Annotated in this window: 24 protein-coding genes; 9 read left to right on the top strand and 15 right to left on the bottom strand. The window is 62.4% G+C overall.

The features are described from left to right. Position 1 precedes the first annotated feature (1 nt). Genes AC1DY7_RS05145 through AC1DY7_RS05125 form a run of 5 tightly spaced genes read right to left on the bottom strand, consistent with a single transcriptional unit; the run spans position 2 to position 5,797 of the window. Complete coding sequence (locus AC1DY7_RS05145; RefSeq protein ID WP_477492580.1) at positions 2-880, bottom strand: mycofactocin-coupled SDR family oxidoreductase; 879 nt, start codon at positions 878-880, stop codon at positions 2-4. Between the two features lie 14 nt (positions 881-894). After that, complete coding sequence (locus tag AC1DY7_RS05140) at positions 895-2,436, bottom strand: class I adenylate-forming enzyme family protein (RefSeq protein WP_477492579.1); 1,542 nt, start codon at positions 2,434-2,436, stop codon at positions 895-897. Next, positions 2,433-3,632, bottom strand: a complete 1,200-nt coding sequence (locus tag AC1DY7_RS05135; RefSeq protein ID WP_477492578.1) for an acyl-CoA dehydrogenase family protein — start codon at positions 3,630-3,632, stop codon at positions 2,433-2,435. The genes AC1DY7_RS05140 and AC1DY7_RS05135 overlap by 4 nt, the downstream gene beginning before the upstream one ends. Beyond that, positions 3,629-4,594: an acyl-CoA dehydrogenase family protein gene (locus tag AC1DY7_RS05130; RefSeq protein ID WP_477492577.1), complete on the bottom strand. Its 966-nt coding sequence runs from the start codon at positions 4,592-4,594 to the stop codon at positions 3,629-3,631. The genes AC1DY7_RS05135 and AC1DY7_RS05130 overlap by 4 nt, the downstream gene beginning before the upstream one ends. A 6-nt stretch (positions 4,595-4,600) precedes the next feature. Next, on the bottom strand, positions 4,601-5,797 hold the full coding sequence (locus tag AC1DY7_RS05125) for an amidohydrolase family protein (RefSeq protein ID WP_477492576.1): 1,197 nt from the start codon (positions 5,795-5,797) through the stop codon (positions 4,601-4,603). A gap of 180 nt (positions 5,798-5,977) precedes the next feature. On the opposite strand from AC1DY7_RS05125, the gene AC1DY7_RS05120 reads away from it, so the two are divergent. Together AC1DY7_RS05120 and AC1DY7_RS05115 are read left to right on the top strand one after the other, a co-directional pair. Then, positions 5,978-7,063, top strand: coding sequence for an acyl-CoA dehydrogenase family protein (locus AC1DY7_RS05120; RefSeq protein WP_477492575.1), 1,086 nt, complete (start codon positions 5,978-5,980; stop codon positions 7,061-7,063). 13 nt (positions 7,064-7,076) lie between these two features. After that, a complete protein-coding gene (locus AC1DY7_RS05115) occupies positions 7,077-7,976 on the top strand; it encodes a TIGR03619 family F420-dependent LLM class oxidoreductase (protein ID WP_477492574.1) in 900 nt (299 codons plus the stop codon). A 9-nt stretch (positions 7,977-7,985) separates the two neighbouring features. Here AC1DY7_RS05115 and AC1DY7_RS05110 read toward each other — a convergent pair whose 3' ends face one another. After that, positions 7,986-8,426 (bottom strand): nuclear transport factor 2 family protein, encoded by a 441-nt coding sequence (locus tag AC1DY7_RS05110; protein WP_477492573.1) that lies wholly within the window; start codon positions 8,424-8,426, stop codon positions 7,986-7,988. Between the two features lie 49 nt (positions 8,427-8,475). On the opposite strand from AC1DY7_RS05110, the gene AC1DY7_RS05105 reads away from it, so the two are divergent. The 3 genes from AC1DY7_RS05105 to AC1DY7_RS05095 all read left to right on the top strand — a co-directional run bounded on the left by AC1DY7_RS05105 (position 8,476) and on the right by AC1DY7_RS05095 (position 10,864). After that, positions 8,476-9,102, top strand: coding sequence for a cysteine hydrolase family protein (locus AC1DY7_RS05105; protein ID WP_477492572.1), 627 nt, complete (start codon positions 8,476-8,478; stop codon positions 9,100-9,102). Positions 9,103-9,200: 98 nt separating this feature from the next. After that, positions 9,201-10,394 carry an amidohydrolase family protein gene (locus AC1DY7_RS05100; RefSeq protein ID WP_477492571.1) on the top strand — a complete coding sequence of 398 codons (1,194 nt, stop codon included), beginning with the start codon at positions 9,201-9,203 and terminating at the stop codon, positions 10,392-10,394. Next, positions 10,391-10,864 carry a MaoC family dehydratase gene (locus AC1DY7_RS05095; protein ID WP_477492570.1) on the top strand — a complete coding sequence of 158 codons (474 nt, stop codon included), beginning with the start codon at positions 10,391-10,393 and terminating at the stop codon, positions 10,862-10,864. Before AC1DY7_RS05100 ends, AC1DY7_RS05095 begins: the two co-directional genes overlap by 4 nt. 8 nt (positions 10,865-10,872) lie before the next feature. On the opposite strand, the gene AC1DY7_RS05090 is transcribed toward AC1DY7_RS05095, so the two are convergent. The 9 genes from AC1DY7_RS05090 to AC1DY7_RS05050 all read right to left on the bottom strand — a co-directional run bounded on the left by AC1DY7_RS05090 (position 10,873) and on the right by AC1DY7_RS05050 (position 22,874). Further along, complete coding sequence (locus tag AC1DY7_RS05090; RefSeq protein ID WP_477492569.1) at positions 10,873-11,337, bottom strand: Rv2253/PknI dimerization domain-containing protein; 465 nt, start codon at positions 11,335-11,337, stop codon at positions 10,873-10,875. A 47-nt stretch (positions 11,338-11,384) separates the two neighbouring features. Then, entirely contained in the window at positions 11,385-13,004 is a 1,620-nt protein-coding gene (locus AC1DY7_RS05085) for an MCE family protein (RefSeq protein ID WP_477492568.1), read from the bottom strand. After that, complete coding sequence (locus AC1DY7_RS05080; RefSeq protein ID WP_477492567.1) at positions 13,004-14,209, bottom strand: MCE family protein; 1,206 nt, start codon at positions 14,207-14,209, stop codon at positions 13,004-13,006. Before AC1DY7_RS05080 ends, AC1DY7_RS05085 begins: the two co-directional genes overlap by 1 nt. After that, a complete protein-coding gene (locus AC1DY7_RS05075; protein ID WP_477492566.1) occupies positions 14,206-15,609 on the bottom strand; it encodes an MCE family protein in 1,404 nt (467 codons plus the stop codon). The genes AC1DY7_RS05080 and AC1DY7_RS05075 overlap by 4 nt, the downstream gene beginning before the upstream one ends. After that, positions 15,609-16,691 (bottom strand): MCE family protein, encoded by a 1,083-nt coding sequence (locus AC1DY7_RS05070; RefSeq protein ID WP_477492565.1) that lies wholly within the window; start codon positions 16,689-16,691, stop codon positions 15,609-15,611. The genes AC1DY7_RS05075 and AC1DY7_RS05070 overlap by 1 nt, the downstream gene beginning before the upstream one ends. After that, positions 16,688-17,716 carry an MCE family protein gene (locus AC1DY7_RS05065; RefSeq protein WP_477492564.1) on the bottom strand — a complete coding sequence of 343 codons (1,029 nt, stop codon included), beginning with the start codon at positions 17,714-17,716 and terminating at the stop codon, positions 16,688-16,690. Before AC1DY7_RS05065 ends, AC1DY7_RS05070 begins: the two co-directional genes overlap by 4 nt. Next, the gene (locus AC1DY7_RS05060; protein ID WP_477492563.1) at positions 17,713-18,915 is read right to left on the bottom strand and encodes an MCE family protein; all 1,203 of its coding nucleotides are present in this window, start codon (positions 18,913-18,915) and stop codon (positions 17,713-17,715) included. The genes AC1DY7_RS05065 and AC1DY7_RS05060 overlap by 4 nt, the downstream gene beginning before the upstream one ends. Positions 18,916-19,041: 126 nt before the next feature. Further along, the gene (locus tag AC1DY7_RS05055; RefSeq protein ID WP_477492562.1) at positions 19,042-21,414 is read right to left on the bottom strand and encodes a CaiB/BaiF CoA transferase family protein; all 2,373 of its coding nucleotides are present in this window, start codon (positions 21,412-21,414) and stop codon (positions 19,042-19,044) included. Further along, positions 21,411-22,874 (bottom strand): aldehyde dehydrogenase family protein, encoded by a 1,464-nt coding sequence (locus AC1DY7_RS05050; RefSeq protein WP_477492561.1) that lies wholly within the window; start codon positions 22,872-22,874, stop codon positions 21,411-21,413. The genes AC1DY7_RS05055 and AC1DY7_RS05050 overlap by 4 nt, the downstream gene beginning before the upstream one ends. A 247-nt stretch (positions 22,875-23,121) precedes the next feature. Here AC1DY7_RS05050 and AC1DY7_RS05045 point away from each other — a divergent pair, with 247 nt between their 5' ends. Genes AC1DY7_RS05045 through AC1DY7_RS05030 form a run of 4 tightly spaced genes read left to right on the top strand, consistent with a single transcriptional unit; the run spans position 23,122 to position 26,454 of the window. Next, entirely contained in the window at positions 23,122-24,294 is a 1,173-nt protein-coding gene (locus AC1DY7_RS05045; RefSeq protein ID WP_477492708.1) for a cytochrome P450, read from the top strand. Then, a complete protein-coding gene (locus AC1DY7_RS05040) occupies positions 24,294-25,475 on the top strand; it encodes an acyl-CoA dehydrogenase family protein (protein WP_477492560.1) in 1,182 nt (393 codons plus the stop codon). The genes AC1DY7_RS05045 and AC1DY7_RS05040 overlap by 1 nt, the downstream gene beginning before the upstream one ends. 15 nt (positions 25,476-25,490) lie before the next feature. Then, entirely contained in the window at positions 25,491-26,039 is a 549-nt protein-coding gene (locus AC1DY7_RS05035; RefSeq protein ID WP_477492559.1) for a MaoC family dehydratase, read from the top strand. A 1-nt stretch (position 26,040) separates the two neighbouring features. Next, entirely contained in the window at positions 26,041-26,454 is a 414-nt protein-coding gene (locus AC1DY7_RS05030) for a Zn-ribbon domain-containing OB-fold protein (RefSeq protein WP_477492558.1), read from the top strand. The last annotated feature ends 3 nt before the right edge of the window (positions 26,455-26,457 follow it).

Raw genomic sequence — 26,457 nt, 5'->3', positions numbered from 1 at the left:
GTCAGCTTCCAGGACCGTTCGGGAATTTCAGGAAGGATCCGGCATCCACCCGGATCTGCTGGCCGGTGACATACCGACTCTCGTCACTGGCCAGGAATACAGCCAGGTTGGCGATGTCCTCCGGTTCGACGTACGGAATGGGCATCGCTTGGAAGTAGGTGAATGCGATGTCAGCATCTTCGCGCGTAGGCTTTTTGCCCTCTGCCACCAGGTCGGGGCGGAAGACACCGTAGATGCCGTCGTTGTGCAGCAGGTGGGTGTTCACGTTGGTCGGATGAATCACGTTGACACGAATGAATTTGGGCGCCAAATGAATCGCCATCTGCTCTGCGTAGTCCATCAGGATCCGCTTGCTCCACGCGTAACCTGCTCCGCCTGGCCCCATCTCCGGGCTGTCGGCGTTGCCGGGCATCATGCCGGCCGTCGAACCCGTGATGACGATGGAAGACCCGTCCGAAAGGTGGGGCAGCGCTACCGCGACGGTGTTCAGCACACCCACCAGATCCACATCGGTCGCGTCGACGAAATGCATGGGATGAGGCGAGCCCATCGCCATGGGCAGGATGCCGGCATTGGCGACGACGATATCGAGCCTGCCGAAGTCGGCCAATGCCGATTCCAGCGCCTCCCGCATTGCAGGGCGGTCCCGAACGTCGGCGACCCGCGTGTAAACCCGAGCACCGGTCCCGTTTACCGCACGCTCAGTTTCCGCAAGGTCGTCGGCCGTGGCCAACGGATACGGATTGGACGCAATGTCGGCGCAGATGTCGACGGCGATGATATCGGCGCCTTCCTTCGCCATCGCCAGCGCGTGCGCCCGCCCTTGCCCACGGGCAGCGCCCGTGATGAAGGCGACTTTGCCGTCCAGTCTTCCTGCCATGCTCTCTCCGTTTCCTATCGACCGAATTGTGAACGCAATTCGGCCTTCAGTAGTTTGCCGGTCAGATTTCTCGGCAGCGCCTCGACGACTTCGATACGTTCTGGCGCCTTGTGTTTGCTCAGCCCGTGGGCCTGGCAGTGCTCGAAGATCGAGCGTTGACTGAGTTCCGTCCCTGGACGCGCCACCAGCACCGCGCACACCCGCTCACCGGTGCGTTCATCGGGCACCCCGATGACGGCTACATCGGCGATGCCCGGATGGGATGTCAGGACGTTCTCGATTTCCAATGCGGAGATATTCTCGGCGTTTCGGATGATCGCGTCCTTGATGCGCCCGCTCACCACGATGTTGCCGTCTGCATCGACGCTGCCGCGGTCACCGCTGCGGAACCAGCCGTCGGCATCGAAGGCATCGGCATCCAGTGCAGCGTCGACGTAACCGAGGAAGCACTGCGGGCCCTTGAGCCGCAACTCCCCCTCCCCACCCTGTGGTAGCTCACGCTCGTTGTCATCGACCACCCGGACCGACACCCCAGGCACAGGGCGGCCTACGGTGCGATCCAACTGGTCTGCAGGGGCGTCAGGTCTCTGCGATGCGGCGACCGGAAATTCGGTCAGCCCCCAGGCATTCGCGATCCCGGGTACCCGCAGCGTCTGACGGACCTGCTGCCCCAGCTCCGCGGTGATCGGTGCGCCGCCACCCACACATCCCCGTAACCTCGGGAATAGCGGACTGTCGCCGTGTTCACGTTGGGCAGCCATGAAAGCCACGAAGAACGGTGTGGCAGAGCCGAGTAGCGTCGGCTGGTGAGCAGCGATTGCGCCCGGAGTCGTCACGGGGTCGAACGTGTCGAACAGTACGAGACGCATACCGGTGATCAATGCCGCCGCGAGCATGGCCGCGCCACCGATGTGTGAGATCGGGAACGCGATCGGATTGACGTCGGCACTGCTCGCGCCAACGATCCCGATTACGCCCGCGGACCCTGCGATGATGGATCGGTCGCCATGCCGGACTCCCTTCGGTGCTGCCGTCGTACCGGACGAGTAGTAAATCCATCGCGCCACGTCGGCCGATTCAGGCGGTGGGGGGAGCACGGCCACATCACCTTTCGGCAACCGTAAACCGCTGCCGGCGATCGGGGTCTCGTGGTCGATGACGACAGTCGACATCTTGCGCCGTTCAGCAAGCTGCCGAGCCAGTGCGGCATGGTCGTAGCCACGCCACATGCCCGGCACCAACAACACCTCGGTTCTCAGTTGGGTTGTGGCGAAGCGTACTTCGCTCTCCCGCCAGATCGGTAGCAGCGGGTTCTGGACGGCACCCAGCCTGGCCAGTGCCACCATTACAACCATGGTCTCCAATGTTGTCGGCAGCTGCCACGACACCACGGTTTCCTCACGGACACCGGTTTCGACAAACGCGGCCGCGGTAGTCAACGCCGTGTCCCTAAGACCCAGACCGGTCAATTCGCGGCCGTAGTCATCGACCAACACGACTCGGTCGGGATGCGTTGCCGCCGCCATCTCGACGAGGTTCCAGAAGGTTCCCTTCATCTGCTTGGCAGCATCAACCGGCGTTTGGCGAGAATGTTGCGCATCATTTCCGAGCTACCGCCGGATACGGTGTAGGCCCTCGACCATAGCCAGCATTCCCGGAGTCGCTGCTTTGCCTGCCTGACATGTGCATCACTATCCACTGTGCACACTGTGGCACCTAGTTCGCTGCCGTAAGCCGAAACCCGGTGATAGGTCTCTGCAAAGCTGAGCTTGGCGATCGAACCATCACCCTGCCCGGCCGCACCGACAATGAGCCGTTCGACGTGATCGTCGATGAATGCCTTCGCCACCTCGACTTCGACCGCCATCTCAGCCACCGTCTGGCGGATATCGGCATGCGCCAGCGCGGGTATGCCGTCGAGGGCGGCGTGACGTGCCACGGTCACGAGATCATCGATCAGCAGTTCAAGAAGGACGACGTTGCCACCGATCCCGAAGCGTTCGAAATCCAGGCCGGCCATGATGATCGACCACCCTTGACCCGGTTCACCGATCATGCCGGCAGCGGAAATCACGACACCGTCGAGAAAGACCTCGTTCACCTCGATGGCCTCGTTGATCGTCCGGATCGGACGCACCTCGACCCCCGGCGCCGACAGCGGCACGGCAAAAGCGCTAAGACCGTGGTGGCGGGTCGAGGACGGGTCGGTGCGGATCAAGGCGAGTCCCATGTCGGCCCAGTGTCCGTCGGTGATCCACGTCTTCTGCCCGTCCAGCACCCACGACCCGTCCTCTTGGCGTACTCCCCTGCTTCGCACAGCGGCGATGTCACTGCCGGCGTCCGGTTCGCTGAGCAGCTGACACCACACGTGCTCGCTGCGCCTGATCGCTGGCAGCAAGGCGGCCTTTTGTTCATCAGATCCGAAATGGAGTAGTACGTGCGCCGCGAGGTTGACCTGGTCGACAGGGCGAGGCGCCCGGGCCCGGAGAAGTTCCTCGCTGACGATGCGATCGTGCAGCGGATGATGATCTTCCCGCCCGCCGTGCTCGACGGGCCAGTCCGCACCGACGAATCCCGCGCGGAACAATCCTGCGAACCAGGTGCGCAGATGCGCTTCCTGCACAGCATCCTCCGGCGCACGGCGGCCCTCGCGCGCCTCGAAAGGTGGTGCGTGCCGGGAGACATGCGACCGGACTCGATCCCTGAACTCAGCCAACTGCTCATCGCTGGGACGGACACTTGCGGCGTTCACCAGCCGGCCCTCTCAGCGAGCACCGCTCGACTGGAGCGGCTCGTCCCGAGCAGATACCCGTTCGTGAACACGCGTCGCAATTCGTGGTGCAACGGATACTCCCAGGTGAATCCGATTCCGCCGGAAAGCTGCATGCACTCGTCGACGGCGGCCGATGCCTTCGCTGTCACGAACGCGTGTGCCACGGCGGCCAGAGTGACCGCATCGTCGGCGGAGTTCTCTGATGCCAGCGCCCGTGCCGCCTTCATGATGACCGCCCGCGCCTTCACTTCCACGACCAAGAGGTCCACCAAACGGTGTTGCACCGCTTGGAAACTGGCGACGGGCACCCCGAAAGCCACCCTCTCTTTCAGGTAGGCGACCAGCCGCTCGAAGGTACTCGAGACTGCACCCACCGAATCCGCGCTGAGCAGCACCTTGGCGGCCGCCAGCAACTTCTCCGCCCGTTCGGGGGAACCGATCACAGCGCCCTGAGCACGGGTGAGCTCCACCCGCCACACCGCTCGGCTGACATCCAACAACTCTTCATCGCGGCTCTTGGATAGCGTCTCGGGGACCTCGAACAGCTGAACCCCTTCGGCACCAAGGGTGACCAAGACATCGATCGCGTCGCCCTTGGCCACCCGGACGGTACCGCCGGACAGTGCGAGCCCTGCTGCCATCGAACCATCGATCAGGGCAGGCAACCATCGATCGCGGACACTCACTGGTGCTGATCCCAGCGCTGATGCCGCCATTACGGTGCCGAACCATGCCGATCGGTCCCTGGCGCGGCCCAGTTCTTCGGCGACCACGGTCGCCTCCACGGGCAGCCAGCCTGAACCGCCCAGCGATTCGTCCACAAGCAGGCCGGTCCAGTCCATGGCGGCAAGGTCCAGTAGGGAATCCTTCTCACCGCGTTCGGCCAGGAACTCGCGCGCCGACCCGCGCAGGAAGTCGAGGTCGACTTCATCTGCCACCACGGTGAATTAGCTCCTTGTGAGCAGCGCGTCGGCGTTGTCCCGCATGATGCGCTTCTTGGCGGCATCATCCAGCGGATCGAGCAGCTTGACAAAATCAGCAGGCTCGGCAAGTCCCTCAGCGTGTGGGTAATCCGACCCCATCAGCAGGCACTCGTCGTACCCGAGGCGGTCGACGATCGTGGGAATGTCATCCTCCGGGTAGGGAACGACACCTACGTGGCGCCGGAAGATCTCCGAGGGCTTCTCGGTGAGCTTGCCCCCGATCCACGGTCCGTTGCGGCCCATCCCGCGGCTCTTGTCCATGTGAATCACGAACTGCGGCACCCATTCCGCACCGTGCTCGGCCACCAGCACCTTCAGTCCTGGGAATCGTCCGAAAAGATTGTCGAAGATGAGCGCGGATATCGTGTCCTCGATCGGGCGCTGGCCGTAGATGTTCATCCACTGCCACGCGGACATGTGCCAAGCGGCGGGATCGGGGCTGTGCCCCCACGCCGGTGAGATCGCGTTGAAATACCAGAACGGTTGGATATGGAAAACCAGCGTGCATCCGGCTTCCTGAAGCCGTGCGTAGATCGGGTCGAAATACGGGTCTCCAGGCGACCGACCGTGCGCCGGCCCGGTTGGCAGTAGCACCAATTTGGCACCTTGCGCGATGATCGCATCCGTCTCGGCGATCGACGAGTCCAGGTCACGCAGCGACAGCAATGCCGTCGCGTAGATCTTGTCCTGGTGGTTGAAGCCCCAGGTCTCATCGAACCATCGGTTGAACGACCGCAGATTGGCGTACAGCGCCGGGGTGTCGTCCACATAGTGTTCGGCGGCAAGTGCCATGCCGGCGGGAAAGATGACAGCCCGCTCAACGTTCTGTTGTGCCATCACCGTCAGTCGCGCGTCGCGCTCCAGCCATTCCGGCTGCATCGGTTGCGGCTCGTAGGTTTCGTCCGGGTTGCCGGACCCCATCTGCTTGAGCATCTCCTTGAGCGACCCCGGGCGGTAGGCAAGGTCGAAGCCCAGCCCCGCCTCGCTGTTGAAGGTCGCGATCCGATGCCCGGCAAGAATCGATTCCTTGCCGTCAGCCCCACGGACCGGCGCGATGGCTCTGTCGTGAAACTCCTTGGGCAGATAGCGGGTGAACGCATCACGCGTCTCGTAGCAGTGGGTATCGCAGTCGAAAATCCCGTATTCGAGTGTGGGTGTCACCGCTCAGCTCCTTCCATTGAGAATCATTATTCTCTCTTTTCGAAAAAGATACTATCCTCAATCGCAAACGCCTATATCGGGGTTCGGTTGGCATCTCACCATCGAAGAGACGAACAGTTAGGACGACGCAACATCAGGACGATCTCAGCACCAACCGCAGACCCCGGACCCGCAGACGAGTTGAGGGAAGCGGTCCGGGATTTCTTGTCCATCGCATCCCCCAGCGATGCCGTCCGGCGGCACATGGACACCGAAACGGGCTTCGACCGCACCCAGTGGCGCCGGATGGCAGCTGAACTCGGCCTGCACGGCATCGCGGTACCCGAAGAGTTCGGCGGCGCCGGAGCGCGCGTCGCCGAGTTGGCCGTCGTGTTCGAGGAGATGGGCGCTGCCCTGCTGTGTGCGCCATTCTTCTCGACCGTCGCACTGGCCATCCCGGCGATCCTCAACTGCGGCGACGACACGGACATTCGTGATCTCGTCCCCGGCCTCGTCGACGGCTCCCGCACCGCCACGCTGGTCCTCAACGACCGTCTGGCCGCTTGGGATCCCGCAACGGTGACCTTGGTGGCCCACCACGACGGAAGCACATACCGCATCCGCGGCAACGCGCCGATGGTGCTCGACGGTCATACTGCCGACACCGTCCTGGTGGCGGCACGAACCGACAGCGGCATATCGCTGCTGGCGGTGGCCGGCGATGCGGACAGTCTGCAGCGCACCGCGCTCGCCGGCCTCGACCGCACCCGCAAGGTGGCACGACTGCGTTTCGAGGACACACCCGCGCGAATCCTCGGCGCTGCCGGCGCTGCCGGGCCCGGACTGCGGCAGGCGGCGGACATTGCCACTGCCCTGTTGGCAGCCGAGCAGGTCGGTGCGGCGGCCCGTTGCCTCGACACGGCCGTCGAGTACGCCAAGGGAAGAATCCAGTTCGGCCGGCCGATCGGAAGCTTTCAGGCGGTCAAGCACCGCTGCGCCGACATGCTCGTGCTCGTGGAGGGTGCGCGCTCGGCCGTCGACCATGCTGTGTGTTCGGAGGATCCCCGCGAATTCACCATCGCTGCGTCGGTGTCGAAACTGGCCGCCTCCGAAGCCTTCATGCACATCGCGCTCGATAACATGCGCATACACGGAGGAATCGGATTCACCTGGGAGCATGACGCGCACCTGTACGTGCGTCGGGCCAAATCCTCCTCCCTGATGCTCGGCGACCCCGATCACCACGCCCGGCGCCTGGCCGATCTCGTCACCTCGTCAGATTCCTAACGGAAGGACCCCCGTGCCCATCTCGTTCTCCCTGGAGTTGCCCACCCAACGAGTCGACCGCCAGGACGACTTCGTCTCCGCCGAGGCCATCACCGATATCGCTCGCGCCGCCGAGAGCGCAGGCTACGGCGCCGTTCACGTCACCGATCACCCGGCCCCGGATGCAAAATGGCTCGATCACGGCGGCCACCACGCGTTGGACCCGTTCGTTGCGCTGAGCTTTGCCGCTGCGGCGACGAGTGCGGTGAAGCTGCTCACCAACGTCTACATCGCTGCGTATCGCAATCCCTTCCTTGGCGCGAAGTCGATCCAGAGCCTGCAGGTGCTCTCCGGCGAACGCCTCATCATCGGCACGGCGGCCGGATATCTGAGGCCCGAGTTCCGCGCACTCGGGGTGGACTTCGACCGTCGCGGAGCACTCCTCGACGAAGCGCTCGACGTCCTCGACAAGGTGCTCGCCGGCGACGAAGTCACCTACGTCGGGTCGTCTTTTGCAGCGCGCGGTGTCCGCCTGCGTCCGGTCACCGCACCGCCGCCGATCTGGATCGGCGGCAACAGCAAACCGGCAGTCCGTCGCGCGATCAGTCGCGGAGCGGGTTGGGCGCCTTTCAACACGTTCGGCTATGCCACCGCATCGCGCACCGCCGAGATCTCCACCGTCGACGACCTCGAATCAGCCATCACATGGGCTAGCGGCTACGCAGCTGACATCGGACGGACGGCTCCACTAGATATCTGCTTCTCCGCGGGCAGCATGCTCGACGACAGCCGATCCACCGACGAGCGACATTCGCTTATCCAGCGATTGACCTCAGCTGGCGTGACTTGGTTGCCCATCGCACCAGCCGGCGAAGACCGCGCCGAATACATCGAGTTGGCAGAGACATTCGCCAAGGAGTTCATCACCACCTGAAGGGGAAGATCAGCCCGCCATCAGGCTGTCCGTGGCGAAGGCGTCGACCACGATCTTGCGGTGGGAGAACACCCATCGGGCGTTCTCCGGCACGAGCACGTCCAAATAGCGACCCCAATGGTCGGGCCCGACGTCCGTGTATACCGCGAAATAGCTGCTCACTTCGACGCGATTCGTGGTCACCGAGCCGAATCTGATGCTGGAGACGTGGTGGCACACGAACTTCGGCGACATCCGCGCCTCGTCCCGGGACCGACGCATCGCGACGGCAAGGCCATCCTCGATGGCCGTGGGCCCTTTTAGGGCGTGGTCACCACCGGTGAACTCCAACACGCCGTCGGCCGCGAAACATGCCGCGAGTGAGTGTAGATCGAACCGGTCTGTCGCCCCGGTGTAATCGGACAACACCTGCCGCACTGATTCACGGACCGCCAACTCCCACATCTGCATAGTCTCTCCTCTGGAAATCACCCGGCACCAAACGATAACGTGTGTTCTCATGCCTCGTCCGATTCTCCGTGACCTCATCTCGCCGGCCAGTACCGCCCTAGTCACCCAAGAGTGCCAGGGCGGCGTCCTCGGAGCCGAGGCCGGACTGCCGATGCTGGCCGAAGAAGCAGCGCGCGAAGCTATTCCGAACATCGTCGAGCTCGTGGCAGTCGCACGCGCAGTCGGCGTTCCCGTCGTGCACTGTCTCATCCAGCGCCGCAGTGACGGCCGTGGATCCAATTCGAACGCCCGCCTCTTCGCTGCAGGTACGTCGTTCGACGCAGACCTGACTCCCGGCAGTCCGGGTGCGTCACTGTTGCCGAATCTCGGACCACACCCTTCTGATCTGGTGCTCACCCGAACGCACGGCGCGGGCCCGATGACCGGTACCGACCTCGACTCCGTGTTGAGGAACATGGGTATCAAAACCATTATCGGAGTGGGTGTTTCGGTGAACGTGGCGATCACGAATCTCGTCATGGACGCAGTCAATCGAAGCTATCAGTTCGTCCTGCCGCGCGATGCGGTAAGTGGCTATCCGCGGGAATATGCCGAATCTGTGATCGACAACACGCTGGCGCTGCTGGCCACCGTGACGACGACGGAAGCAGTCGTTGAAGCCTGGTCACGCGACTGATGCGCAGGCGGGTGTGGAGGTTCCCGAGCTAGGGTGATAACGTCATTCTCGATAAATGTAAATGCTGATATTCGCTGCTCCGAGGAGGAATCAGCCCCATGCCGTCCCGCCAACTCCCGTACCCGGTGTTCGATATCGACAACCACATGTACGAGACGCAGGAAGCTCTGCTCAAGTACCTGCCCAAAGAGCACCGGGGCAAGGTTGGCTACGTCGAGGTGAACGGGCGACCGAAGCTTGTGGTCAAGGACCACATCAGCCACATGATCCCCAATCCCACCTTCGCGCGGGTGGCGCGGCCCGGTAGCGCCGAGGACTACTTCCTCGGCAACAATCCCGACGGCCTGAACTTTCGCGAATTCATCGGGGAAGCGATGGATGTCATTCCCGCCTACCAGTCGCCGGCACCTCGTCTGCAGTTGATGGATGAGCTCGGTATCGACCAGTGCGTGATGTACCCGACGCTGGCGAGCCTTATTGAGGAGCGCACTACCGATGACGTAGTCCTGACGCACGCGGTGATCCATGCGCTCAACGAGTGGATGCATGAGCACTGGACGTTCAACTATCAGGACCGCATCTTCGCCACCCCCGTGATCTGCCTGCCGCTGGTCGACGAGGCGATAAAAGAGTTCCACTGGGCCCTCGAACGCGGAATGAAGACCTTCCTGGTGCGTCCGGCACCGGTGCCCAGTCGGTTCGGCGGATCCCGCTCGATGGGACTGCCGGAATTCGATCCCTTCTGGGCGGAGGTCGTCAAGGCCGATATCCCCGTCACATTCCACGCATCCGACAGCGGCTACCAAAAGCACCTGATGGAGTGGGAGGGCGGCGGCGAGTATCTGTCGTTCAAGACCAGCGCCCTGCGCGAGGTGGTGATGGGGTTCCGTGCCATGGAGGACACCTTGGCCGCACTGATTTGCCACGGCGTGCTGTCGCGGTTCCCCGATCTGCGAGTCCTGGTCGTGGAGAACGGCAGTGGGTGGGTGAAGAACCTGCTGCGTCAGCTGGAGAAGGCCTACCGGGTCATGCCCAAAGAGTTCGAAGAGCACCCGGTCGAGGTGTTCAAGCGCAACATCTACATCCACCCGTTCCTCGAAGACGACGTGAAATCGATCGTCGACATCATGGGCGAGGACCACGTGATGTTCGGCTCGGACTTCCCCCACCCCGAGGGAATCGGCGATCCACTGAGTTTCATCGATCGCCTCGAGGGCATCTCTGAAACAGCCAAGGCGAAGATCATGGGCGGCAACGCAATCGAGCAGTTGCGCCTCAAGGTGTCGGTATGACGCAGGCCCCTCCGGCGCCGGCGCTCTATCACGGTGTCGACGGCTTCGAAGCACACGTTGGCGAGCATCTCGGCTACAGCGGCTGGCACACGATCACCCAACAGCAGATCGACCTGTTCGCCGATGCCACCGGCGACCATCAGTGGATACACGTCGACGTCTCTCGGGCCGCGAGCGGCCCGTACGGAATGACGATCGCCCACGGCTACCTGACGTTGTCACTCGTTCCGATCTTGGTGCAGCAGATCTATCGGGTGACTGGGCTCTCGATGCAGGTCAACTACGGAGTGGACAAGCTTCGGTTTCCTGCCGCGGTTCCAGTGGATTCGCGCATCCGCGCCGGTGCCGAATTGATCAACGTGATACGGAACGACAAAGGCGGGCGGGCGACAGTGCGCGTCACCGTGGAAGTGGAAGGATCGCCGCGACCGGCCTGCGTGGTAGACACCATAGCCGCAATGGTCGACTGAGCTACTTGTCAGCCTGGCTCAACCGGGATGAGCTTCAGGGGCATCTCGATGTTGAGCACCTTGTTGACGCCACAGGCACCGCTAGGTCCAAGTGTGTTGTCCCAGCCGCGAAGAACTGGTTTGTTGAGTTCATCTGGGAAGAACTTGAAGGTTTGCCGTCCCGAAACGTCCGTCCCATCCGGGCATTTCATCCAGTCCGGCAGCGTACGGCTCACGTACCACATGGGTTCGACGTAGCTGACGTCTGCCGACCAGCCTTGATCACTGGTCACACGTCCACCGCAATCTGCGGTGGTGCGGCAACTCGTGACGATGGTCCACGTGCTGACCACGGTTACCTCATCATGGAACCGGTCATTCGTCTTCGCCCACTGACCGTCAGATACCACCGTGAAAGTTCCGTTCAGAGCATTTTCGTTGATGTCGGCAAGCGCCGCTGGGATCGGAGTTGCACCGAACCAAGCCGCTGTCAAAAGAGAGCTGCTCGCCAGGCGGGCGGCAGCACAGAGAACGCATCGAGTCAAGGTGTGACCTCAGAGCCGAGAACGAGTTGCTGCCAATTCTTCGGCGCTGTCTGCGCAATCAGATCCGGTTGTGTATGTGCCACACCGTCGGCGCCCAGGTAGCGCCCAGTTCGGGGATCGTAAGATTGCACGGCCACGGAAGGGCCGCCAGATCGATCCAGGTGCGCCGAGCTGGGCACCACAGCGGGAGTAGGGACGTCGTCGGGCGGTGCCGGTTCGACGGGCGGTTCCATTGCCGGCGCAGGCGCATCCGGGGGTGGTGGCACGGGCTGCCGGCCCGGCGGCGTTCCGCTGGGCTGTGCCCCTGGGGGCAGCGGTGTGCCCTCGATCGGCGCGGTCAGAGGAGCTTGTCCTGGCACTCGATCGTCGGGCGGAATGCCCTGAGACAGCAGGTTTGGATCGAGTGGGTAGGGTCCAAGCGCATGTTGCCTCAGCGCCAGTGGGACGAACGGCTTGTCGCTGTCGCACATGTCTACTGTGGGCGCTCGCTTGCCCGGGTGCGCGATACATGGAAGGTTGCGTATGCCCCGGACGAGAATGGGGGAATCCTGGGGCAGCTTGCAATACAACCCATCGGGGGTGTCGATTGTCGTCGTGTCGGCAGGTGAACGCCACTGGGACGGTGGCAGGAAGCCGACCGTGCAGGCCTGAGGATCGCTGAGTCCAACCCTGAAATCCCCCAAGGGCAAGCCGGTCGCATTGGCAATATGCGACAGCGCGCCCAACCCTGCGAAAAATGACGGGACGAGCACCAGAAGCTGTTCGAGCGAGGGATTGTAGGTCACGGCAACCTTGCCCAAACTGGTCAGATTGGCCAGCAGCACGGGGAGTGTCGGCTTCACCTGAGTCAAAAGGCGCGTTACCTCATCGAAGGCGCCGGGCCCATCCTGCAGGAGTGTACGAACCTGCGGCTCGTTGGTTACCAGTTGGTCGGTCACCTCCGCCAGGCTGCGCGTCCAGATCCGCGTCGCACCGGCGGATTGCGCAGCACCGTCCAGCAGAGGCACACTGTCGTCGATCACAGTGCCGATCTCCCCCGACGTGCCACGGGCGCGGTGAGCCACCGTGGCTGCCGAATCCAGTAGCGAGCCGAGGTCGTAGCCCGCGTCATCGAGCCCCTTCGCAGATTCGTCGAACATTGTCGCCAGTTGACCCTTCGGGAGGCTGGCCATCAGGGCACTGGCATTGTCCATGAGCGGGCCGATAGGCTGAGGAACTCTGGTGTCGCGCAGTGCGATCACAGATCCGTTCTGCAGGTAGGGCGGCTCCGATGTCCGTGGCATCAGATCGATGTACTGTTCGCCGACGGCGGAGATACTGTGCACTTCGGCAACGAGATCGGCGGGTACCTTCGGTGAAGTGTCCAGCGACAAGGTCGCCTTCGCCCCGGCCGGTGTCAGCGCGACGTCAGTGACCCTGCCGATCTGCACACCGCGATAGGTGACGTTCGAGAATGTGTAGAGTCCCCCGCCGGCGGGCAGCTCGACGGTGACGATCGTTCTCCCCAGGCCGAACAGCAGCGGTATCTGAAGGTAACCGACGACCATGGCCGTCACCCCGACTATTGATGCGATCACGAAGATGATCAGTTGCACGCGGATGAGCCTGCTGAACACTAGCCCTCACCTTCTGTCGGCGATCCGGCTGGCGGTGCAGGTGGCGGGGGCGGCGCGACGATCTTCAAAGAGTCTGCATAGTTCGCAGGCGGGGGCGAAATCGGTGCACCGAGGGGGTTTCTGGAGTAGTACGCGTCGTAGCCTGTATCACCGGGTGCTGGTACGAGCTGTGCGTTCTGGTCCTCGAATCGGGTGCCAGCCAGAAGAGTTCGCTTCAGGCGAGCCGTCGTCAGATCGACGGTGATGAACAGGTTCATATAGTCACCACGGATCCCGCGGTCGATGACGTTCTGGCCGAACGGCGCCGTCGGCAGGTATGCGAGCACACTCGCGAGATCCGGCCCGACATCGGCAAGGGCCTTCACAGTCGGTGCCAGGTTCTGGAGGTTCGCCACCAGGTCCGTGCCGGAATCTTTGACCAGAGCCGAGGCTACGTCGCTGAACGAACCCAGTTTGGTGAGCGCGCTCGTAAGCGCCGGCCGCTCCCGGATTAGCACGTCCAACGCGGCAGGAATGTCATGTAGGGCGGTGGTTAACACGCCGCGCTGGGCAACGAGTTTGTCCGACAACCGATTCAGCGCCGCGATGGACTCGATCACATCAGCTCGCTGATCGTCGAATAGTCCGACGAAATCGTCGAGTCGGGTGATCAGATCACGCGCCTGTGGTTCGCGCCCGGACAGAGCCGTGTTGAGACTACGCACGATATCGCTTATCTGACCCAGCCCGCCCGCGTTGACCAGTGTCGACAGAGCAGTCAAGGTCTGTTCGGTTGACGGATATGTGGAAGTACCGGAAAGCGGAAGTGTGGATCCCGGTGGCAGCCGGCCCGCGGGTGCCACGCCGATCGGTGGATCGAGTGCGACGTGCATCGAACCCAGAAGGCTGGTCTGCCCAACCGTGGCCACTGCATTGGCTGGGACGACGATATCGGGACGGATCGACACCTCAACGTCAGCACGCCAATTGTCAAACGCCATCGCACGGACATTTCCTACGACGACGTTCGCGATCATCACAGGCGAATTTGATTCCAAAGTACCAATATTGGCGAATTCGAGGTGGTACACCGCGGCCCCCGACCCCGCCCCGACGGTGCCTGGCAACGGGAGGGAGGTCACTCCCTTGAAGCCGCACCCGACTGTGGTCAGCACGACACAGCAACAGATGCCGGCCAGACTCTTGACGATCCGGGCAGTCGTCATGGGCGTGGCGTCCCTTCCGGCAGCGGCGCTCCGGCTGGTAAGGGCGGCCCCTGCGGCGATCCGTCTTGTACCCCGCTGACCGGCGGCGGGAGCATGAGACCCGGCAGGTCCTTGGGCTGGTAAGGCGTGGGCAGGGGCGGGCCGTAGCCCGGCGGTGGGGCTTGGTCGTGATCCATCCCGGTGTATGCCGACACCGCCGGTGGTGTCTCCGGAGGCCCGGGCGTCGGGCCTGCTCCCCCTGGCGCTAGCCGTGGATCGGTGTAGAGGTAGTCCTGCGGTGGCGGCACCGCGGCGAGGAATGGATTCAGGCCCAGCGGAAGATAGTTGAGATTCATGGTGCGTAGGGCCGGCCCCAGGTACTGGGCACAAATCTTGCCGCTCTCGGTGGCTGTGACGTTCTCGATGGCCCCGATCGATCCACAGATCAGTTGCATGGGGTTGGCGAGGTTTGCGAAGGCGAATGTTCCGACGATCCCGCCATCGCGGGGATCGAAGAAATTATTGGTGTTCGCAATCGCTGTCGGGCCCACATGCAGAAGTTGTTCGAGGTCCCGCTGGTGTGCAACGAGCTCCTGTGTGACGTTCGACAGCCGCTGGATCTGTTCGGCGGCTTGATCACGGTTGCTACTGACGAAGCGTTGCACGTCGTCGACGACATCCGCCACGTTGGTCAGCGCCGCGTCCATGTCGGACCTGCTGCCGTCCAGGACACTCGTCAGCGTCGCGAACCGATCCTGGAACTGCACGATCTGGGCGTTGCTGTCGCGAAGGGTGCTGATGAAAGTGGACAGATTCTTGATGATGTCGACGATATCGCCGCTACCGGCCGCAAGAATTCTCCCGACTCCGGATAGTTGCGTCAATGTCTGCCGCAACTTTTCTCCATTGCCTCCCATGGCATTTGCGGTGCTGTCGATGAATCGGGAGACCGACGTGGCCGACTTGTCCCCGGTGGGACCAAGTTCTGTCACCAGCCGGTTCAATTGGTCCTTCACTTCGTCCCACTCGACGGGAATCGCAGTCCGCTTGAGCGGTATCACTGCCCCATCTGGCATCGCCGGACCGCTGGACTCATAGGCGGGTGCTAGTTGTACGTAGCGCGCCGAAATAAGGTTCTGCGCGACGATCACAGCTGTCGCCTCCGCGGGGATCGGGACGTCGGGGTCGACGGTCATCGTGACCTTCGCCTGCGTCCCCTCTGCAACGATGGACTCGATGAGGCCGACCTTCACCCCCGCGACGCGAACCTCGTCACCCGGGTAAACGGCCGTCGCCTTGACGAAATACGCCGTGATCGATTTTGGCGCGAAGTAGGTGCCATGAACGACTACACCGATCGCACCCAGCAGCAGCGCTGTCAAGGCGACGGCCGCAAGGCGGGCGAGCAGCGATCTGGTCATCAATGCGGCCCCTGGGGAATACCGTTGTACGGCAGCGGAATTTCAGCACGGGGACCCGCGTTGTCGGGCGGCTTACCGTTGTTGCTTCCTCGCCGAAATCCGGCGATGTAGTCGAGGAATGGCTGGGTGAACTGTCCGGGTATGAGATTCGGTACGTAGGCGGTGTAGTACGGTCCGTTCGAGACGATCTCGCTCAGTGTGGACAGGTACTTGGTGAGGCCAGGCAGCCCTTTGGCGATGTTGTCGCGATTCTTCTCCAGCACCGCAGTCACCGAATTGAGTTTCTCCAGCATCGGAGCCAGAACCGACTGGTTGTCTTTGATCAAGATTGAGATCTGTTGGGCTAAGGCCGATGTCGAATTGAGCAAGGCCACGATTGCCTGCCTGCGTTGCACAAGAACCCCGAGAAGGTCGTTGGAGTTCAAGATCAGCTGATCTATCTGCTGGCTGCTATCGGCGAGGATGCCTGTGACATTCTTGGCACTTTCCAGGAGTTCTTCGATCGTGTCGTTACGGTCGTTGACCGACCTCGACAGCCTGGCCAGGCCGTCGAATGTCGGCCCGAGTTGGGGCGCTATCTGGTCAATGGTCGCGGAGAGTGTGTCGAGTGACTGATTGAGTGAGCCGAGGTCGGTACCTGCGGTATTTGATGTCAAGTCGCCCACCGCCTCGGTAAGCGAGTAGGGCGAGGCTGTCCGCGACACAGGTATGACATCCATGGGTGACATGGTCGAATCACCGGCGGACTCCAGGGTCAGAATCCGCTCGCCGAGGAGGTTTCCGGTCCGGATGTGCGCAGTGGTGTTCGACCCGAGTGACACCTTGCTGTTCACCGTGAAATCAACAAGAGCTTTGCCGGCGTGCAGCGATACTCCGGTGACAGAGCCGATTGTCACTCCCGATGCCTTCACCTCGTTACCGACGGTAAGACCGCCTGCCTCCACGAACAAGGCCTGGTAGCGAATCGCTGTCGCCCAGTTGATGATCCGATCTGGCTGTAGTCCCACTGCGATGACCAGAACGACCAGCATCACGCCGATGAAGCCCTTGCGGATAAGGTGCGCCCCCCGGTACTTGATCATGGTTGGTCGGCGCACCTTCCGGTTTCCTGCTTCACCCAAGGAAACACCGAGGTGCGTCCCTGGAGGTCGCTCACCCGTACCTGAATTCCACACAGGTAGTAGTTGAGGAAGCTGCCGTAGGCACCGATTCGAGCCAGCTTGCGATAGTTCTCCGGTGCCTTACCGAGCGCGGCGTCGATTTTGTCGTTTCCGGCGGCCAGGTTAGGCGCAAGGCGACCTAGCTCTCCGATCGTACGGGTGAGCGGCGGGCCGGCATCGATGAGTAGCTGAGCCAGGGACGTGGTGCCGGCGCTCAACGAGTCGATGGCGGTACCGATGGGTTCTCGCTCATCGGCGAGCTCTTTCATGAGCCGGTGCAGGCGGTCGAGAGTTCCGGTGAAGTCATCTCCATCCTTGGACAAGGTGACCATCGCCTTGTTGAGATTGTCGATCATCTGCTCGACTAACTGTCGGTTGTCCGCCAACGCATTCGTGAACGAGGACGTGCGGGAGAACAGTGATTCGAGAGTGCCGCCCTGACCCTGCATGATCTTGATGAGCGAGGCCGTGAGTGCGTTGATGTCCTCGGGTTTGAGGCCTTGAATTACCGGCTTGAGGCCACCCAGTAGCACGTCTAGATCCAGTGCCGGAGCCGTACGGTCCGTCGGGATCTGGCTGCCTGCCGGCAGTAGCCGGGTGGAACCAGATTGGTCAAGAAGCTCGAGGTAGCGGTCACCGACGACATTCAGATAGCGTACGGCCGCCCTGCCGCCGGTCGTCAGAATGACCGAGCGGTCAGCGTCGAAATCGACAATAACCGTCTTATCTGGTTGCAGCGCAACATTTGTCACACTACCCACGCGCAGTCCAGATGCTCGCACCGTATCACCGACCCTCAGTCCCGACGCGTCGACGAAGACAGCCGAGTACTGGTTCGCGGGCCCGCCCCGGTACTGACTGAAAATCATCACGAGGACGACGGTCACCAACGACATCACGACCGCGAACGCCCCGAACTTGACCGCCGTGCCTCGCAGGCCGCTCATCCCGGCTGGCCGATCTGCGCCGCGTTGCGTGGCGGTCCGTCACTCGGACCGAACAGAAGCTGCTTGAGCCCATCGGCATTGAGGACTATTCCCGTGTTGCCATACCGGTAGGGATTGGCACCGGTATCGGCAACAAGGAATGGCGGCCGCTTTTCGAATGGCACTGGCAGGCCCGCACATTGCGGTCCTCCCTTGGCCGCCACCTTCGGAAGATCCTGGGGGTAGCGATATCGCTCGACACCCCAGGTGAATCCGGTGTTGACTTCGGCACCGGGAAGGCGCAACGGCGGAGCTTTTACGAGCGGAATCAGTCCGCTGAGTAGGCAGTTCAACGCAGGGTTGTATCTGTTCAGCAGCTCGGTGGTCGGGACCAAAAGTTGCAGGGTGTCGGTGAGCGCCTTGCGGTTGCCGCCGACCACGTCGTTGCCGGTGTCCGACACGCTGATGATACTGATCAAGAATCGATCGAGATTGCTCTGCTCATCTACTATCTCACGGCTTAGTCGACTTGAGTTTTGCAGAGTGCGCATCAGGTCCGGTGTCACGTCTGCGAAGGTATTGAGCACCAGAGGTGCGCTGGACAAGTCGTGGTGCAGGTTCTGCATGCTGGGATGGAGATCGTTGAGAAGCGAATCCGCGTCAGTGATGGTCTGGCCCAGCTTCTGACCGCGGCCGCCGAGCGCCGCCGCCAGTGCGGTGAGTACCGTGTTCACCTTCTCGGGCTGCACAGCGGAAATGAGTTGGGTCAGCTGCTGAAAGACTGTGTTGACCTCGACGGTCACTCGCCCGGCCGATATCACCTGGCCTTTGCTCAGGACGCCCTCAGGTGGTGCCGTCGGTGCAATCAGCTGCACATACTTGCTGCCGAAAACCGTTGTCGCGGCGATGTCCACGGCCACGTTTCCTGGGATCATCTCCAACGCGGATGGTTCCATGGCCAGGTGAAGGACGGCGGTTCCGTCGGCCTGCTCGTCGATCGACGCGACCCGCCCCACCTCGACGTCGCGCATCTTCACCTTGGCGTTGGGATTCATCACAAGGCCGGCCCGGTCTGCGACGACAGTGACCCCGACACTGTCGTCGAACACGACGCCGCGAAACAACTGGACGGCGAGGGTGATGATCAGACCGATGGTCACCACCGTCGCGATACCGGCCAACGGGCGAGCAGCTGCGCTGCCGATTCTGGCATATGCCATGACGCCCTCCCACCGTGAACATCTGATCTCGAATCTGAAATCAGCTATAGCGATAATCGTAAATGAGCATTCTCAGTGTGTGGTCGGAATGAACAACTCCGCGCAGTTCGAGCCGGTTGAACGCGGTCAGTTGCCGCGCAGACGGTTGCCGATCACTTCGCGGGCGCGCAGGTCATCGATCTCCGCACTGGACAGACCCAGTTGTGTCAATACTTCGGTATTGTGCTGGCCAAGCGTCGGCGACGGCATACGGTGGTGCCGCTCGGGCCCGGGAGATATGCGAAATGGCCAGCCCGGAAACCGATGTCGACCAGTAATCGGATGCTCCAGGTCCTCGTAGTAGCCCCGCACATCCAGTTGCTGGATGTCGTACATGCGATCGGCCGTGAGCACGCGTTCGGCCGGCACAGCGCGCCGGTCGAGCTCCTCGACCACCTGCTGCGCTGTGTGTCTGACTGTCCAGGAGGTCAGTAGCTCGTCGAGCGCGTCGTGATTGTCCAGCCGCGCCTGCGGGGACACGAACCGGGCATCATTGGCGCTTTCGAAGCCGAGGATGTCGGCAACTGCAGCCCAGTCGGCGTTATCGCGAATCGACAACGCGATCCAACCGTCAGGGTCGTCGGTCGGGTATACGCCCTGCGCGTATTCACGATGCCGATTTCCCTCGCGCTCTCGCACTTTGCCTGTCAGAGAGCGATCAATGACGGGATCAGCGGTGACCGCCGCGCCAACCTCGATCTGGGCCACCTCGATCAGCTGGCCCTGTCCGCTTCGGCGTCGGTGTTCGAGCGCTGCTAGCAATGCCACCGTCGCGTGTACGCCGGCGATCGGGTCGGCTGGACCCTGCAGATTGCACGGTGGACCGTCGGAATATCCTGTGGCGGAGGACATTCCGGAGAGTTGCTCGATGTTCAGCGCCCACCCGACGTAGTCGCGCCACGGTCCTGCGAGCCCGAAGCCTGGCATTCGAACCATGATGACGTCAGGATTGATGGCCGTCAGCGAGTCGTAGTCGAGCCCGAACTGCTCGACCACCCTTGGCGAGAAGTTCTCCACCACGACGTCGGCTTCGGCGGCCAGTTGAAGTGCCAGGCTACGCCCCTCCTCGGTGGTCAGATCAAGAGTGATATCACGCTTGTTCAGGTTGGTGCCCTGCCACAGTGGTCCACGCTCATACCAGTCGTCACCCTCCCGCAACAGTGCTCCGGAAAACCTGTGTCCGTCGGGACGTTGTATCGACTCCACCTTGATCACCTCCGCGCCGAAGGCACCGAGGTAGCAGGTCAGGTAGGCGCCGGCCCAGAAGGTACTCAGGTCGAAGATTTTGAGTCCGGTGAACGGCAGGGCCGGGTCTTGAGCCACGACGGCTGTGCCGCCCGGGGACCTAGTGCCCCAGTCGATCACACGGTTCTGGCCGAGCCGAGGAGCCGGCGCGGGCTCCTGCACCGGCGTCTCAGACATTCGGAAGGGTGCACCCGGTCTGAAGAAACGCGCGGCGTCGGGTCCAGCCTCGACGAAGAATCCTCGTTCGGAGTACTGGGGACAACTGAGAATCGTGTCGCCATCGGTGACCGGAGCCGCTGGGATGCGCATTGCCTGACTGAGGTCGACGAGTTCGGCCACCGCTATGGAATCCAGCCACGGCTGCGCTTCGGCGAGAAACTCTTCGCGTTCGGGTCCGCCCAGCATGATCGCCAGTTGATGCTCACCGAAATCCGGAAGGCCGACCATCGCACAGACGTCCAACCAATGCTGACCGGTCAGACAGTTGATGCCGACCCACCCGTCCAAGGCGCGAACGATCCCCAACATCGGTGCGGCCTTCGCGTTCATGGGCAGTCCCATGTTCTTCAGCCGCTCTGCCATCAACATCGGATACGGCAACGTCGACAGCAATGCCTCGAACATCGACACATCGACCTCGACGGTGTGTCCCACTCCCCCTGCGATGCGCAACGCTGTCAACGCACCCATGGCCGCGTATGCGCCGCCGATGAACTCTGGAATCCGAGCCCCGGCCTGTACCGGCGGCCGATCCAATTCCCGTGGGCTGACCCACCCCGATGCCGCCTGCAGGGTGAGTGGTGTGGTCTGGCGATCCCACAGTGGTCCGCGCTGCCCGAAGTCGGAGATCCGCACGACGACCAGCCTCGGATTGAGTTTCCGCAACGCGTCAGCATCGAGCCCATAGACCTGAAGCGCACCGGGTGGCTGGTTCTCGACCAGAAGATCGGCGTTGGCGATCAGTTCGCATACCCGGGCTGCATCCCCTTGACTTCCTAGATCGGCGGTGATCCCCGATTTTCCGGCATTGACGTACTCATAGAGTCCGCTATGGTCGTCGGCGATGGCAGGCCCCCAGCGCCGCAATGGATCCCCTGCTGGCGGCTCGACCTTACACACATCGGCGCCGAGGTCGACCAGGAGCTTTGTGCAGTAGGGGCCGGCGATCTCGCTGCCCAGCTCCACCACCCGCAGTCCCTCTAATGCTCGGCTCATGAGGCTGGCACCGCAATCACCTTGGGCTCCATGAGTGCCCGTAACCCCATGACACCGCCCTCCCGGCCGATACCGCTCTGTCCGAATCCGCCGAACGGTGCGGCGCCAGCGATAGTCCCGTTGATCGATATCTGCCCGGTGCGGATGCGCCGCGCCACTGCGACCGCAGCCTCGACATCAGTTCCCCATATCGCGCCCCCCAGCCCGTACGCGGAATCATTGGCAATCGCCACCGCATCATCGATGTCTCGATAACGCAGGACCGTGAGGACAGGGCCGAACACCTCCTCCTGCGCGATGTATGAATCACGGCTCGCGCCCGTCAGGATGGTTGGTTCGAAGAAGAATCCGCGTTGCAGGTCTTTCGGCCGGCGGCCACCGACAACGACTGTCGCCCCGTCGCTTTCGGCTCTGTTGACGAAACCTTCGACGCGTTCGAGATGCGCACGGTTGATCAACGGCCCCATGGTGACAGCAGCATCGGTCGGATCACCGACCACCACATTTCGGGCCATTTCGGAGAGTCGGGCCACGACGTCATCGTGCAGCGATTCGGGCAACACCAGTCTGCTCGTGAGGATGCATGCCTGACCTGCGTGCATCGTCAAGCTCTCGAAGAGGATCCGCTCCAAGAGTTCGTCGGTGACATCGACGTCATCGAGGAGTATGCAGGCCGACTTGCCACCGCATTCCAGCAAAATCCGCTTCATCGTCGTGGCTGCTCCCGCCATGACTTCACGGCCCACCGCCGAGCTGCCCGTAAAGCTGACCATATCGATACGCGGGTCTAGCGTGAGCGCTCTGCTGGCCTCCAGCCCGCTCGGCGTCACGACGTTGACGACACCCGGGGGGATGTCGGTTTCGTCATCGATGAGTCGCGCCAGCGCCAACCCGGCAAGCGGTGTCAACGGTGAGGGTTTGAGCACCACGGTATTGCCTGCGGCCAGTGCTGCGCCGAGCTTCATCACGTTCAGGGTGTGCGGAAAGTTCCATGGCGTCTGCATCGACACCACGCCGAGCGGTTCGTATCGCAGGAGGGTCGATCCGCCCGCTCCCCAGGGTGCAATGGGTGCTTCGACGGGTTCCATCGCGAGTTCCGCGGCATGCCCAGCCATGATCGCCGGACCTTCGACATGAATGATTCGTTCATTTGCTGTACATCCCCACTCGGCCTGCGCGAGCGCGTAAGTGTCGTCGGCGTGCGCCAGCAGTGCATCGCTGAGTTGCTGGAGGCAACGAGCACGGTCGGCCGACGAGAGCTCGCTCCACCGCCCGGAATCGAAGGCCGATCGTGCAGCACCGATAGCCGCCTCGGCCTGCCTGACACTCGCATCCGGAGCAGTAGCTATCACCTCCTCGGTCGCGGGGTTGATGACGTCGTATCGACCCGCATCCGGTTCGACCCACCCACCGTCGATGAAGTGCCCGTAGGTGTCGATGAATGGACCTGCCTCAGCCATCAGCGCTGTCGTACCTTCCGCCGTCGGGCAGCTACCATCGTTGCTTCAAGTAGCCGTACATATTGGAATATTGTGTACACCCAAGTCGATGCACGAGTCAACGAAATGAGGTTTTACATGTGTTTATTGCCATTGACACGTCAAGTCGCGTGCGGTAGACACTGATACTGCCGGACAGTTTTAGCTTATTTGTCCGATTACTCCACTGCTGATCGGAAGGCCTCAGGTGCCGACAACATCCGTACCCCTGCACTCGCCCGATTTCTATGCCGGCGACCCCTATCCGGCCTATCTCGAACTCCGCAACTCCACCCCCGTGGTGTGGAACGACGTCACCGACTTCTGGGCATTACTGAAGTACGAGGACATCCGGTACGTGTCCGGCCATCCGATGCAGTTCACGTCCACCAAGGGCATCACCATCCCCGATCCCAGCCAGCCCGAACCGGTCCAGGAGGGCAACCTCATCTTCACGGATCCGCCCCGGCACCGGCAGTTGCGCAAGCTGATCAACTCCGGCTTCACCCGCCGTCAGGTGACGTTGCTGGAACCGAAGGTGCGCGACCTGGTCAAGGGGATCGTCGACGAGATCGACCCGTCACAGACACAGCAGTTCGCCGAGGATCTCGCCGCTCCCCTGCCCACCCGGTTGATCGCCGAGATGCTGGGCGCCCCGACCGAGGACTGGGAGAAGTTCCGCACGTGGTCGGACGCGGCAGTCGGCACGGCCGACCCTGACATCGAAATGGATCACCTGGTCGCACTAGGCGAGTTGTACGAATACTTCACCAAACTCATCGCGATGCGGCGGTCCGGCGAGGCGTCCGGGCAGGATGATCTGCTCTCGATCCTCGCCGCTGCGGAAGTGGACGGCGAGCGGCTCACCGATCAGGATCTGCTCAACTTCTCGTTCCTGTTGCTGGTGGCGGGCAACGAGACGACGCGCAACCTGATCGCGCTCGGAACGTTGGCACTGATCGAGAACCCGGACCAGTTCGCCCTACTCCGCTCAAATCCCGAACTGATGCCCAGCGCTGTCGAGGAGATGCTGCGTTACACCAGCCCTGTGACGCACATGGCTCGACGGGCCACCGAGGACGTCGAGATCCGGGGACAGCGGATTAAGTCGGGCGATACGATCGTCATGCTCTACGGTTCGGCCAACCGCGATGAGGAAATATTCGGACCCACCGCCGAGCAATTCGATATCACGCGGAACCCCAACCCGCACATCGCTTTCGGCGCCGGCGAGCATGCGTGTCTAGGTGCACAGCTCGCCCGACTCGAGGCGAGGGTGTTCTTCGAGGTCCTGCTGGGAACCTATCCGACCATCGAACTGACCGGGAATGTGACGCGCCTGCGCGCCACGATGACACCCGGCGTCAAGAGTATGCCGGTACGACTCGGAGTGAGCGTCTGATGGATTTCGACTACACGCCAGCGCAGGAGCAGCTCCGCAAGGACTACCGAGAGCGCCTCGCGTCTGTCATGACACCCGAGCGACGAGCGGCCGTCGCGGGGCTTATGGAGGGCGGCGACGCGATGACCGAGGTCCGCCGTGCACTGGGCGCGGCAGGCCTGCTCGGCGTCGCGTGGCCCATCGAGTACGGCGGTCACGGGCTGACTGCGTTGGAACAGTACATCTTCGGAGAAGAGGCGCGGCGGGTAAACGCGCCCCTTCCGATGATCACCCTGAACACTGTGGGGCCCACTCTCATTCAGTTCGGTACCGACCAGCAGAAGACCCGGTTCCTCCCGGCGATCCTCAAGGGCGAGGTCGATTTTGCCATCGGCTACTCCGAGCCCGGTGCCGGCAGCGACTTGGCCTCGTTGCGCACCACCGCCGTACGGGACGGTGACGAGTTCGTGATCAACGGCTCCAAGATGTTCACCAGTGGCGCGGAATTCGCCGATTACATCTGGCTTGCCGCGCGGACTGATCCGACGGTCAAAAAGCACAAGGGCATCACCGTCTTCATGGTGCCCACCGACTCGGTGGGGTACTCCTGGAAGCCATTGAACACGATGCCGGGAGTCAGGACGTACTACACCTTCTACGACGACGTACGGGTCCCCGCCAGTGCGATCGTGCTTGGCGAGAACGAGGGCTGGAAACTCGTCACCAACCAGCTCAACCTGGAGCGTGCGGCTCTCGGCAATCTCGGCGCCCTCGAACCGTTGTTCCAGAAAACCCTGAAATGGGCCCAGAAGACCCCGCTTGACGACGGTGTCGTGATCGACCAGCCGTGGGTTCAACAGGCACTGGCGCGTGTAGAAGCTCAGGTCGGCGCCTACAGGCTGCTGAATCTGCGGGTGAACGCCAACATGGGGGCAGGAGCGTTGGGCATGGCCGAAGCTTCTGCCTCAAAGGTTTTCGGCACAGAGCTCACTCAGGTGGTAGCTCGCGAACTGCTGGACGTCGTCGGCCACGCCGGTGTCCGCAAAGACGACGCCGCCCCGCTGCAGGGCGAACTGGAGGGCGCGTTCCGCCTCGCCGTCATCAACACGTTCGGCGGCGGCGCCAACGAACTCCAGCGCGACATCATCGCGATGGCCGGTCTCGGGATGCCGCGGGCACCACGGGACATGCGGGCCTCCTAACCGAAGGAACAGGACATGACTGAAGAAGCGAAAAGCGAACTACGCCAACGCCTGGATGCCCTCATAGGACAGCCGATAAGCGCGGGGCAGCCCGTTTCATCACCCGATCCGGTGAACGCGGCAATGATCCGGCACTGGGCATATGCGCTGAGCGATTTCAATCCGGCGTATCTCGACGAGGAGTTTGCGACGCACTCTCGCTACGGCGGCATCGTCTCGCCCCCGGTGATGCTGCAGTCCTGGACGATGGCACCGCCCAAGCTCGAAGGCATCCACGACCGCGGAGGGGTTCCCGTCGAGCTCGGCGAGAATCCTCTGCAGTTCCTCGCCGATGCCGGCTACACCGGCATCGTCGCAACGAACTCCGAATTCGAGATCGAGCGGTACCCGCGGGTGGGCGACGACATCACCGCCGAAACAGTATTCGAGACCATCTCCGATGAGAAGAAAACCGGGATGGGTGTCGGATTCTTCGTCACCTGGGTGACGACCTACCGCGACCAGGACGGTGAGGTTCTCGGCCTCCAACGGTTCCGCACCCTGCGCTTCAAAAAGGGTGGATGACATGGCGAGCAGGCTCGCACCATCGATCAGCCCAGACACCGAGTTCTTTTGGACCGGCCTCAAGCACGGTGAGCTTCGCATTCAGCGGTGTTCCAATTGCCAGACGTTACGCGTGCCCCCGCGGCCGATGTGCGGAAAATGCCAGTCGCTGGATTGGGACCATCTCGTATCGACCGGTCGCGGAAGGGTGTACAGCTTCGTCATGCCGCAGTATCCGCCGCTGCCATTTCTGCAGTACCCGTATGTTGTCGCACTGGTCGAACTCGACGAGGGCGTGCGCATCGTCTCGAACCTCTGCGACATCGAACCTGGCGACATCGAGGTCGGGATGCCGGTCGAGGTGTTCTACGAGACATTCGAAGCACTTCCGAGCGGCGACGAACTGGTGCTGCATCAGTTCCACCCGGCTCGTTGACCG

The organism is Mycobacterium sp. P2_H7 (genome assembly GCF_056403275.1).
This window is presented reverse-complemented; position numbering and strand designations above follow the sequence as displayed.

What these genes read in the sequence shown, in the direction of transcription:
- AC1DY7_RS05095 (WP_477492570.1), top strand. Translation starts at nt 10,391, where the DNA reads ATGACGCAGGCCCCTCCGGCGCCGGCGCTCTATCACGGTGTCGACGGC.
- AC1DY7_RS05030 (WP_477492558.1), top strand. Translation starts at nt 26,041, where the DNA reads ATGGCGAGCAGGCTCGCACCATCGATCAGCCCAGACACCGAGTTCTTT.
- AC1DY7_RS05075 (WP_477492566.1), bottom strand. Translation starts at nt 15,609, where the DNA reads ATGACCAGATCGCTGCTCGCCCGCCTTGCGGCCGTCGCCTTGACAGCG.
- AC1DY7_RS05110 (WP_477492573.1), bottom strand. Translation starts at nt 8,426, where the DNA reads ATGCAGATGTGGGAGTTGGCGGTCCGTGAATCAGTGCGGCAGGTGTTG.
- AC1DY7_RS05145 (WP_477492580.1), bottom strand. Translation starts at nt 880, where the DNA reads ATGGCAGGAAGACTGGACGGCAAAGTCGCCTTCATCACGGGCGCTGCC.
- AC1DY7_RS05140 (WP_477492579.1), bottom strand. Translation starts at nt 2,436, where the DNA reads ATGAAGGGAACCTTCTGGAACCTCGTCGAGATGGCGGCGGCAACGCAT.
- AC1DY7_RS05055 (WP_477492562.1), bottom strand. Translation starts at nt 21,414, where the DNA reads ATGAGCCGAGCATTAGAGGGACTGCGGGTGGTGGAGCTGGGCAGCGAG.
- AC1DY7_RS05070 (WP_477492565.1), bottom strand. Translation starts at nt 16,691, where the DNA reads ATGATCAAGTACCGGGGGGCGCACCTTATCCGCAAGGGCTTCATCGGC.
- AC1DY7_RS05080 (WP_477492567.1), bottom strand. Translation starts at nt 14,209, where the DNA reads ATGACGACTGCCCGGATCGTCAAGAGTCTGGCCGGCATCTGTTGCTGT.
- AC1DY7_RS05065 (WP_477492564.1), bottom strand. Translation starts at nt 17,716, where the DNA reads ATGAGCGGCCTGCGAGGCACGGCGGTCAAGTTCGGGGCGTTCGCGGTC.
- AC1DY7_RS05105 (WP_477492572.1), top strand. Translation starts at nt 8,476, where the DNA reads ATGCCTCGTCCGATTCTCCGTGACCTCATCTCGCCGGCCAGTACCGCC.
- AC1DY7_RS05100 (WP_477492571.1), top strand. Translation starts at nt 9,201, where the DNA reads ATGCCGTCCCGCCAACTCCCGTACCCGGTGTTCGATATCGACAACCAC.
- AC1DY7_RS05060 (WP_477492563.1), bottom strand. Translation starts at nt 18,915, where the DNA reads ATGGCATATGCCAGAATCGGCAGCGCAGCTGCTCGCCCGTTGGCCGGT.
- AC1DY7_RS05050 (WP_477492561.1), bottom strand. Translation starts at nt 22,874, where the DNA reads ATGGCTGAGGCAGGTCCATTCATCGACACCTACGGGCACTTCATCGAC.
- AC1DY7_RS05040 (WP_477492560.1), top strand. Translation starts at nt 24,294, where the DNA reads ATGGATTTCGACTACACGCCAGCGCAGGAGCAGCTCCGCAAGGACTAC.
- AC1DY7_RS05035 (WP_477492559.1), top strand. Translation starts at nt 25,491, where the DNA reads ATGACTGAAGAAGCGAAAAGCGAACTACGCCAACGCCTGGATGCCCTC.